9 protein-coding genes are annotated in these 8,761 nt (G+C 72.3%); 2 read left to right on the plus strand and 7 right to left on the minus strand.

Annotation, left to right across the window (positions count from 1 at the left end; genetic code table 11):
- From HUV06_RS12585 to HUV06_RS12615, 7 genes are all read right to left on the minus strand, one after another.
- Positions 1-217, minus strand: a 217-nt coding sequence (locus HUV06_RS12585) for an S-adenosylmethionine:tRNA ribosyltransferase-isomerase (RefSeq protein WP_174301615.1), incomplete at its 3' end; no start/stop codon positions are given.
- Between the two features lie 214 nt (positions 218-431).
- A complete protein-coding gene (locus HUV06_RS12590) occupies positions 432-1,568 on the minus strand; it encodes a DMT family transporter (protein ID WP_174301608.1) in 1,137 nt (378 codons plus the stop codon).
- A gap of 43 nt (positions 1,569-1,611) precedes the next feature.
- Entirely contained in the window at positions 1,612-2,484 is an 873-nt protein-coding gene (gene gluQRS, locus HUV06_RS12595) for a tRNA glutamyl-Q(34) synthetase GluQRS (protein ID WP_174301609.1), read from the minus strand.
- A 227-nt stretch (positions 2,485-2,711) separates the two neighbouring features.
- A complete protein-coding gene (gene infC, locus HUV06_RS12600; protein ID WP_174301610.1) occupies positions 2,712-3,236 on the minus strand; it encodes a translation initiation factor IF-3 in 525 nt (174 codons plus the stop codon).
- A 129-nt stretch (positions 3,237-3,365) separates the two neighbouring features.
- Entirely contained in the window at positions 3,366-4,352 is a 987-nt protein-coding gene (locus tag HUV06_RS12605; RefSeq protein ID WP_174301611.1) for a glycosyltransferase family 9 protein, read from the minus strand.
- On the minus strand, positions 4,349-5,524 hold the full coding sequence (locus HUV06_RS12610) for a glycosyltransferase family 4 protein (RefSeq protein ID WP_174301612.1): 1,176 nt from the start codon (positions 5,522-5,524) through the stop codon (positions 4,349-4,351). The genes HUV06_RS12605 and HUV06_RS12610 overlap by 4 nt, the downstream gene beginning before the upstream one ends.
- 13 nt (positions 5,525-5,537) lie before the next feature.
- Positions 5,538-5,912 carry an Hpt domain-containing protein gene (locus tag HUV06_RS12615; protein ID WP_174301613.1) on the minus strand — a complete coding sequence of 125 codons (375 nt, stop codon included), beginning with the start codon at positions 5,910-5,912 and terminating at the stop codon, positions 5,538-5,540.
- A 95-nt stretch (positions 5,913-6,007) separates the two neighbouring features.
- Between HUV06_RS12615 and HUV06_RS12620 the strand changes: the two genes are divergently transcribed.
- Complete coding sequence (locus tag HUV06_RS12620) at positions 6,008-7,807, plus strand: phytoene desaturase (RefSeq protein WP_254601098.1); 1,800 nt, start codon at positions 6,008-6,010, stop codon at positions 7,805-7,807.
- Between the two features lie 160 nt (positions 7,808-7,967).
- Positions 7,968-8,761: phytoene/squalene synthase family protein (locus HUV06_RS12625; RefSeq protein ID WP_174301614.1), on the plus strand; the 794-nt coding region annotated here is incomplete at its 3' end.

Here is an 8,761-nt window from a genome sequence, read left to right on the forward strand (position 1 = left end):
GCTCGCGCACACCGTCGAGGCGCGCGGGGATCACGCGCGTGTCGTTGAAGACCAGCACGTCGCCGGGCGCGAGCAGGCCGGGCAGGTCCGCCACCAGATGGTCGCCGAAGCCGCCGCCCGGCTCGACCTGCAGCAGGCGGGCGCCGTCGCGAGGCTCGACCGGGCGCAGGGCGATGCGTTCGGGCGGCAGGTCGTAGTCGAAGTCCGACAGGGCCATGGACGGCGACCCGAGCGTCTCGGCGGATGTCGGCGGCGGGCGCATCAGGCCGCGCACACGTCACACCCCGACGCTCCGGTCAAGCACACGCCCCATCGGGAACAGGCGCGGCGCCCGGGCGATTGATGTCCTGACGTCGGGTCCTGGCGCAGGCGCGCACGGCTCGGTCCAGTCCGGAGATGCCAGATGAGCGACGACGGCGGGAGATCCGGGATCAGCAACGGTCCCAACAGCCGCTCCCTGGACGACACCCTCGCTCAGACGGGCCCGGGCATCCCCGACGACGCGGCCTCTTCCGGCTACGATCCGGAAGCGGACACCGAGCGGGAGCGGGAGGTGGAGGCCCACCTGCCTTCGGCCGAGGAGCTGTTCCGCAAGCCCTGACGCGACCTTCCCTGGAGAAGACGCTCAGGCCTGGGCCGCCGCCAGCCTCGCCCGCGACGGGCGGCGCAGGCTGGCGGCACGAGGCCAGCTGGGCCACGGCCACGCCGGCCATGGCCAGGGCGGCGCCGAGCGCCTCCACCGGTCCAACGGCTTCGTGGAACACCAGCCAGCTCGCCGCTCCCGCCACCACCGGCTGGAGCAGCACCACCATGGCGGCGAGCGCGGTCGGCACCTTGCCGAGCGCCCAGGCGATGGCCCCCTGGCCCCCTACATGCATAAGCCCGAGCCCGGCGCAGGCGCCCCAGCCGAGCAGGCTGGAGGGCAGCAGGGTCTCACGCAGCAGCAGGGCCGCCGCGAGCATCAGCGGCGCGCCGATCACGCTGGAAGCGATCATCACCTGCAAGGCGCTGGCGGTCCGTCGCGCCCGGCGCACGGTCATGAAGTAAAGCGAGTACCAGAAGCTGGCCAGCAGGGCCAAGCCGTCGCCGGCGACCGGATGCGCGCTCCCCCCGCCGCTGCGCGCCGCCGCCATGGTCACGGCCCCCGCCACCGCCAGGCCAAGGCCGGCCAGGAAGACCGCGGCGGGCGTCTCCCGGAACACGATCCAGGCCAGCACCGTGACGATGACCGGCGTCAGGTTGGCCAGCACGCTGGAGTCGGCGATTGAGGTGAACCTCATGCTGTAGTGCCAGCTGATCAGGTCCGCGGCGAACAACACCCCGCACAGACCCATGACGGCCGCAGGCGCCCCCAGACCCCGCGCGACCGGCGTCGCTCCGGGCGAGTTGGCGCGGCGTCGCTCGCCCAGCATCATCAGGCCCATCCAGGGGAGGGCGAACACCAGCCTCCACAGGCCCGCGGAGGCGGCCCCCGTCCCCGTCAGGCGCACCAGGACGGTGCCCGCACCGATGATCGCCGCTCCGGCGAGAAGGACGAGGAGCGGCTTGCGGTCCGGCGCGGCGGGCATGGTCCCGTTTGGACGAGGGGGCGGCCCTGCGCAAGCCGCGCTCTCAGGCCGGCGCCAGGCCTAGGAGGGCGCGGACCCGGCCCGGCGTCACCCCGCTCTCCCTCAGGGCTTGGAGGGAGGGCGCGCCGTTGCGCTTGGCCAGCCGCCTGCCGTCCTCGCCCAACAGCAGGCGGTGGTGGCGGTAGCGCGGTGTCGGCAGGCCGAGCAGGGCCTGGAGCAGCCGCTGTACATGGGTGGCGGCGAACAGGTCGGCGCCGCGCACCACCTCGCTCACGCCCTGAAGCGCGTCGTCCACCACCGCGGCCAGGTGGTAGGCGACGCCGACATCCTTGCGCGCCAGGATCACGTCGCCCTCGAGGCCCGGGTCGGCTGTGATAGGGCCGTGCTCGCCGGCGGGACCTTGGCCCGCCTCCTCCAAGCTCAGGCTCTCGAAGCCGCCGAGCACCGCCTGCGCTCGCTCCAGCGACAGCCGCCAGGCGAAGGGCTGCCGCTCAGCGAGCCGCGCCGCCTCCTCGTCCGGCGGCAGGGCGGCGCCGCGGAACACGGTCTCGGCGGCGTCCTCGCCCGGCCCGTGCGGCGCCGAGGCGATGGCGTCAAGCACTTCGCGCCGGGTGCGGAAGCAGCGGTAGAGCAGGCCCTGGTCGCGCAGCGTGGCGAGCGCGGCCTGGTAGTCGGCCATGTGCTCGGACTGGCGACGTACGGGCGTGGGCCAGGAGAGGCCGAGCCAGGCGAGGTCCTCGAGGATGGCCGCCTCGAACGCCGGGCGGCTGCGGGTGGCGTCGATGTCCTCGATGCGCAGGAGGAACCGGCCGCCAGCTGCGCGGGCGGCGTCGAAAGCGCTCAGGGCGGAGTAGGCGTGGCCGAGGTGGAGCAGGCCGGTGGGAGAGGGGGCAAAGCGGGTGACGTAGCCACTCATCCAGGGCCTCCAGGCTGGTGCGCCTATCCTCCCCTGCGAGGCGGGGAAGGGGGACCATGCGTAGCGTGATGGAGGGGCTGCCCGGACGCCGCGCGCCCCCCGTCGTGGCCAGCGAGCCCCCCTCACCAGGCTGCGCCTGGTCCCCTCTCCCGCTTCGCAGGGGGAGATGAGACGTCTCCGCAGTCACACTTGGGGTCAGGCGGTCGCCCTGCCTCTTCGAATGATCCTCAGCGCGGGGCGAGGATCATGATCATCTGCTTGCCTTCCATGCGCGGCTCGTACTCGACCTTGGCGACCGGTTCGAACTCCGCCTTCACCTTCTGCAGCAGCCGCATGCCGAGCTCCGGGTGGGCCAGCTCGCGCCCTCTGAAGCGCAGGGTGACCTTCACCTTGTCACCCTCTTCAAAGAAGCCGTACATGGCCTTGGCCTTCACGTCGTAGTCGTGGGTGTCGATGTTGGGACGGAGCTTGATCTCCTTGATCTCGACGACCTTCTGGCGCTTGCGCGCGGCGTTCTTCTTCTTCTGTTCCTCGAACTTGTACTTGCCGTAGTCGAGGATCTTGCAGACGGGAGGATCGGAGTTGGGCGAAACCTCCACCAGGTCGAGCCCGGCCTCCACCGCGGCCTCGATCGCGGCCGAGGTGGGCATGATGCCCTGCTTCTCGCCGTTGTGATCGATCAGGAGCACCTTGAGGACGCGTATGTCCTCGTTGATGCGGGGTCCGTCGTTGCGGACCGGGGCGGCTTGCATGGGGCGGCGAATAGGCTTGGTCTCCTTGACCGTTGATCCTGGAAATCTGGACGCGGAAAGGCATTACTCGCCAGGGCCGCGCGACCAAAGAATATGGACAAGTCAGGGGTCTTGATCAAGGCGGCCCGCTCAGCCAGCGATAAGGTCGCGGGCCTTCTGCAGCACCGGGTCCAGAGCCAGATCGGCCAGCCGCGCCTCCTGCACCACCTCCACGCACCGGCCACGGGGCGCGCAGAGCGCCGGGTCCGAGTCGGCGGAGAACAGCACCAGCGTCGGCGCGCCCGCGGCGGCGACCAGGTGGGTGGGCCCCGTGTCGTTGCCCACCGCCAGCGCCGCCCGGGCGGCGAGGCCGGCGATCTGGGCGTAGTCGGTGGCGCCGGCCAGATTCTTTGCGCCGGGCGTGGCGCGGGTGATGGCCTTGCCGACCTCGCTCTCGGCCGGCCCGCCGAGCACGGCGACCTGAAGGCCCCGGTCGAGCAGCGCCTGCGCCAGCTCGGCGTAGCGCTCCGCCGGCCAGCGCTTGGCCGGGCGGCGGGCGGAGGCGCCGGGGATCAGCAGGGCGTAGGGGGCGCCCAGGCCGAAATGGGCCGGGCCGCGCTCCGGCGTCTCGTCGGCGAACATGAAGGACAGGTCCGGCGCCCCCGCCTCGCCCCGCCGCACGGGAGCGCCCGGCCAGATCCCTGCGTCCTGCAGCTGCTCGGCCTGGCGCTCCAGGGTGTGCATGCGGTCGCGGGCGGGGTTGCGGTGGGGGTGCGAGGCGAAGGGCGCGATCCCGGACCACTGCGGCGGTCGCGGCCACAAGGCGAAGAAGTAGGCCGACGAGCGGCTGGAGGTCTGCAGGTCGTAGACCCGGTCGTAGCGGGCGCGGCGCAGGCGGCGCAGCATGGCGAGGGTGTCGCCCAGCCGCTTCGGCCGGCCGTCCGTCTCGATGGCGTCGAAGTACGGCGAGGCGGCGGCCAGGCCCGCATAGGGGGGGGTGGTCAGCAGCGTGATATGGGCACCGGGGTGCGCGGCGCGGATGTGTGCGAAGGGCGGAAAGGCCTGCACCACGTCGCCGAGCGCAGCCAGCTTGATCACCAGGATGCGCTGCAGGGCGCGCCTCGGCCGCGCGGTCATCGCCTCCGCTCCGCCAGCAAGCGGGCATAGACGCCCAGCGTCGCCATCGTCATCGCCTCCAGCGAGTACAGCCGCTCCACCCGCTCCCGCCCCGCCGCGCCCATGGCGACGCGCGCGTCGGCGGGGGTGTCGAGCATCCACCCGAGCGCCGCCGCCCAGGCGTCCGCATCGCCCGGCGCCACCCGCCAGCCGGTGACGCCCTCCTCCACCGTCTCTCGCACCGCGCCGTGGTCGGCCGCCAGCACCGGGCGGCCCATGGCCTGGGGCTCCACCGCGGTGCGGCCGAAGGCTTCCGGGTCGAGCGAGGGCGCGCAGGCGAAGTCGGCGGCCAGATAGCCGGCGGCCATGTCTGTGCAGTGGCCCACGATCCGGACCCGCTCGGACAGGCCTGCCTCCGCGGCGGCGCTGCGCAGGCTCTCGGTATAGGCCGTGCGGCCCTGGTCGTCGCCGGCCAGCACCAGCACCAGGTCGCCGTGACCCCGCAGCTGCGCCAGCGCCTCGATCAGCAGCCGCTGGCCCTTCCAGGCGGTCAGCCGCGCGGCGAGCAGGGCGACGGGACGGCGGTCGTCCGGCGCAAGCCCCCAGGCGGCGCGAACGGCCGTCACCCGCTCCTGCGCCACCCGCTCGGGGCTGAAGCCGGCGAGATCGACGCCGCGGGGGATGGTCACCACCCTGCCGGGGTCCACCCCGGGGTGCTCGGCCAGCAGGTGCTCGGCCGTGAAGGCGGAGTTGGCTATCACCACGTCCCCTCTCGCCATCACCCGGTTGTAGGCCCGCTTCAGCCCGGAGCGGGCGTTGTAGACGCCATGATAGGTGGTCACGAAAGCCGCCCCCGTGCGCCGCGCCGCCAGCAGCGCCGACCAGGCCGGCGCCCGCGAACGGGCATGGACGATGTCCACCCCCCGCGCGCGGATCAGCCGCTCCAGCCGGGCGGCGTTGGCCAGCAGGGTCCAGGGCGCCTTGCGGTCCAGCGGCATGCGGACCAGCTCGCCGCCCCGGCGCGCCAGCTCCGGCTCCAGCCGCCCGCCGGCGGAGGCCACCAGCGCCACTCCGCCGGCCGTCGTGATGGCCTGCGCCATGTCCAGGGTGGTCTGCTCCACCCCGCCTGAGTCCAGCGCCGGGGTCGCCTGCAGCACGCAGGCGCCGGGCGGAAAGGACGGAGGGGCGGCCATGGCGGGCCTAGTATCAGGCCCGCGGCGTCTTCAAACCCTGCAGCGCCTGTTCGTGGCGATAGGCAGCGATGTCGTGCAGGGCGGCGTCCAGCGCGGTGCGGATGCGCTCCAGCTGCGCCGCACGCGTGGCCGCACCGGCCTGCGCTCCTGCCTCGGCCGCGCTGCAGGCGTCGGCGAAGGCGAAGGCGCCCACGCCCAGCGCCGAGCCCTTGAGGGCGTGCGCCGCGTCGCGCCAGCCCTCGGCCCGGGCGGGGTCAAGCAAGGGCATCCACAGCTCGGCCTGCTGGCGGAACAGGCCCAGCACCTCCTCGATCAGGGCGGCGTCGTGGGCGGCGTAGGTCTCCAGGTGGGCGAAGTCCACGGCCCCGATGATGTCGCGTCGCGCCAAGCTGCACCTCCGCCGAGCCGCACGGCCCGGGCCTACGATATCGCCCGACCGTCCGAAATGACCAGGGCGACGACGGCCGGGAGGAGGGGAGCGGGGTGAGGGTCCTGCGGGCCCTGCCCCGCATGATGTTCCTGGCCGTCGAGCCCGGCGACCGGTACAGGGTGCTGCAGAGGTCCTGCCGCCTGCCCGAGCCGCTGATCCAGCGCGTCTGGGCCGTCCGGCGAACCTTCCCCAACCGCGTGCGCATCCTGTCGAAGGGCCGGCGGTTAGAGATGGGTGCGCCCCTGCAGGCGCTGCAGGATGCGCGCTCGCCCGGTGCGCGGCGATGTAGAGGCGTAAAGATGGACGACGCAGGCGACATCAACCTCATCGCCGCTGGAACCGCCGGCCAGACAGCTCCCGGTTCCAAACCGGGGCGCAAGGCCGTGGTGGTCGGCGGCGGCTTCGGCGGGCTGGCCCTGGCGGTGCGGCTGCAATCCGCGGGCATCTCCACCACGCTGGTGGAGGCGCGCGACAAGCTCGGCGGCCGGGCCTATGTCTACGAGCAGGACGGCTTCACCTTCGACGCCGGCCCCACCGTCATCACCGACCCCTCCTCGCTGGAGGAGCTGTTCGCGCTGTCCGGCCGCCAGCTGTCGGACTATGTGACGCTCCTCCCCGTCGAGCCCTTCTACCGCCTGATGTGGGAGGACGGCCGCCAGTTCGACTACGTCAACGACCAGACGGCGCTGGACGCCCAGATCACCGCCTTCAACCCCAATGACGTGGCCGGCTATCAGCGCTTCTTCGCCTATTCCAAAGCGGCGTTCGACGAGGGCTACCTCAAGCTCGGCCACGTGCCGTTCCTAGACTTCAAGTCCATGCTGATGGCCGCGCCCAAGCTCGCCCAGATGCAGGCTTGGCGCAGCGTCTACGACACCGTCGCCGGCTTCATCGAAGACGAGCACCTGCGCCAGGCCTTCAGCTTCCACACCCTGCTGGTAGGCGGCAGCCCCTTCGCCGTCTCCTCCATCTACGCCCTGATCCACGCGCTGGAGCGCAAATGGGGGGTGTGGTTCCCCAAGGGCGGCACGGGCGCCCTGGTGCAGGGGCTGGCCAGGCTGTTCACCGATCTGGGCGGCGAGATCCGCCTCTCCAGCCCGGTGGACGAGATCACCACCCGGGGCCTGCGCGCCACGGGCGTGCGGCTGGTCGACGGCGAGATGCTGGAGGCCGACCTGGTCGCCTCCAACGCCGACATCGTCCACACCTACGGCAAGCTCCTGCGCCACCACGCCCGTGGCCGCACCGAGGCGACCAGCCTGAAGACCAAGCGCTTCAGCATGAGCCTCTTCGTCATCTATTTCGGGGTGAAGAAGACCTACGAAGGCCTGCGGCACCACACGATCCTGTTCGGCGAGAGCTACCGCGAGCTGGTCTCCGCCATCTGCGGCGCGGAGCCGCTGCGCGCCGACTTCTCCCTCTACCTGCATGCGCCGACCGTCACCGACCCGAACCTGGCGCCCGATGGCTGCACCGGCTTCTACGTGCTGGCGCCGGTGCCCAACCTGAAGCAGGACATCGACTGGGAGACCGAGTCCGGCCCCTATGCCGACCGCATCCTGGACGCGCTGGAGAAACGCCTGCTGCCGGGCCTGCGCGAGAACCTGGTCACCCAGCGGGTGTTCAGCCCCTTCGACTTCCGAGGCGAGCTGAACGCGCATCTCGGCTCCGCCTTCTCGCTGGAACCGATCCTGACCCAGAGCGCCTGGTTCCGCGCCCACAACCGCGACGACATGATCAGGAACCTCTACGTCGTGGGCGCAGGCACCCATCCGGGGGCGGGGGTGCCCGGCGTGGTGGGGTCGGCCAAGGCCACCGCCAGCGTGATCCTGGCGGACGTGGCGAAGGCGTGAGCGTGACCGCGGCTTATCCTCCCCCGCATAGCGGGGAAGGGGGACCACGCGCAGCGTGGTGGAGGGGACTGACCGGGCGCCGCCATCTCACCGTGGCGCCCTACAAGCCCCTCTCACCAGGCTTCGCCTGGTCCCCTCCCCCCGCTACGCAGGGGGAGATATGAGCGGCGACGCCCTCACCGCCTCGACCCACGCCACCATCAAGGCGGGCTCCAAGAGCTTTGCGCTGGCCTCGATCCTCTTCGGCCGCCGGGAGAGGGAGGCGGCGTGGCGTCTGTATGCCTGGTGCCGCTATTGCGACGACGTGGTGGACGGCCAGGTGCTCGGCCACGGCATGCGGGTGGACGCGGCCGGCGCGCCCCAGCGGCTGCAGGAGCTGCGCCGCCTAACGCTGCAGGCGTTGGAGAGCGACCGCCCCTGTCCGCCGGAGTTCCAGGCGCTGCGCGAGGTCGCCCGCGGCCACGCCATCCCCACCGCACAACCCCTGGCCCTCCTGGAGGGCTTCGCCATGGACGTAGGCGTCCGCGGCTACGAAACTCTGGACGACACCTTGACCTACGCCTTCCACGTGGCGGGCGTGGTGGGGGTGATGATGGCCGAGGTCATGGGCGTGCGTCGGCGCGAGACCCTGCAGCGCGCCTGCGACCTGGGCCTGGCCTTCCAGCTCACCAACATCGCCCGCGACGTGGTGGAGGACGCGGAGAACGGCAGGCTCTACCTGCCCGCCGACTGGCTGGAGGCGGAAGGCATGGCGCCCACCGCAGCCGCCGTGGCCGATCCGGCCAACCGCAGGGCGGTGGCGCGCGTCGCCACCCGGCTGCTGGACGTAGCCGACGCCTATTACAGAAGCGCCCGCGACGGGCTGCACTACCTGCCGGTGCGCTCGGCCTGGGCCATCGCCAGCGCGCGGGGCGTCTACCGCGCCATCGGCCGGATCGTGCGGCGGCGCGGGCC

Source organism: Caulobacter sp. S45, assembly GCF_903642205.1.
Taxonomy (GTDB): domain Bacteria; phylum Pseudomonadota; class Alphaproteobacteria; order Caulobacterales; family Caulobacteraceae; genus CAHJWH01.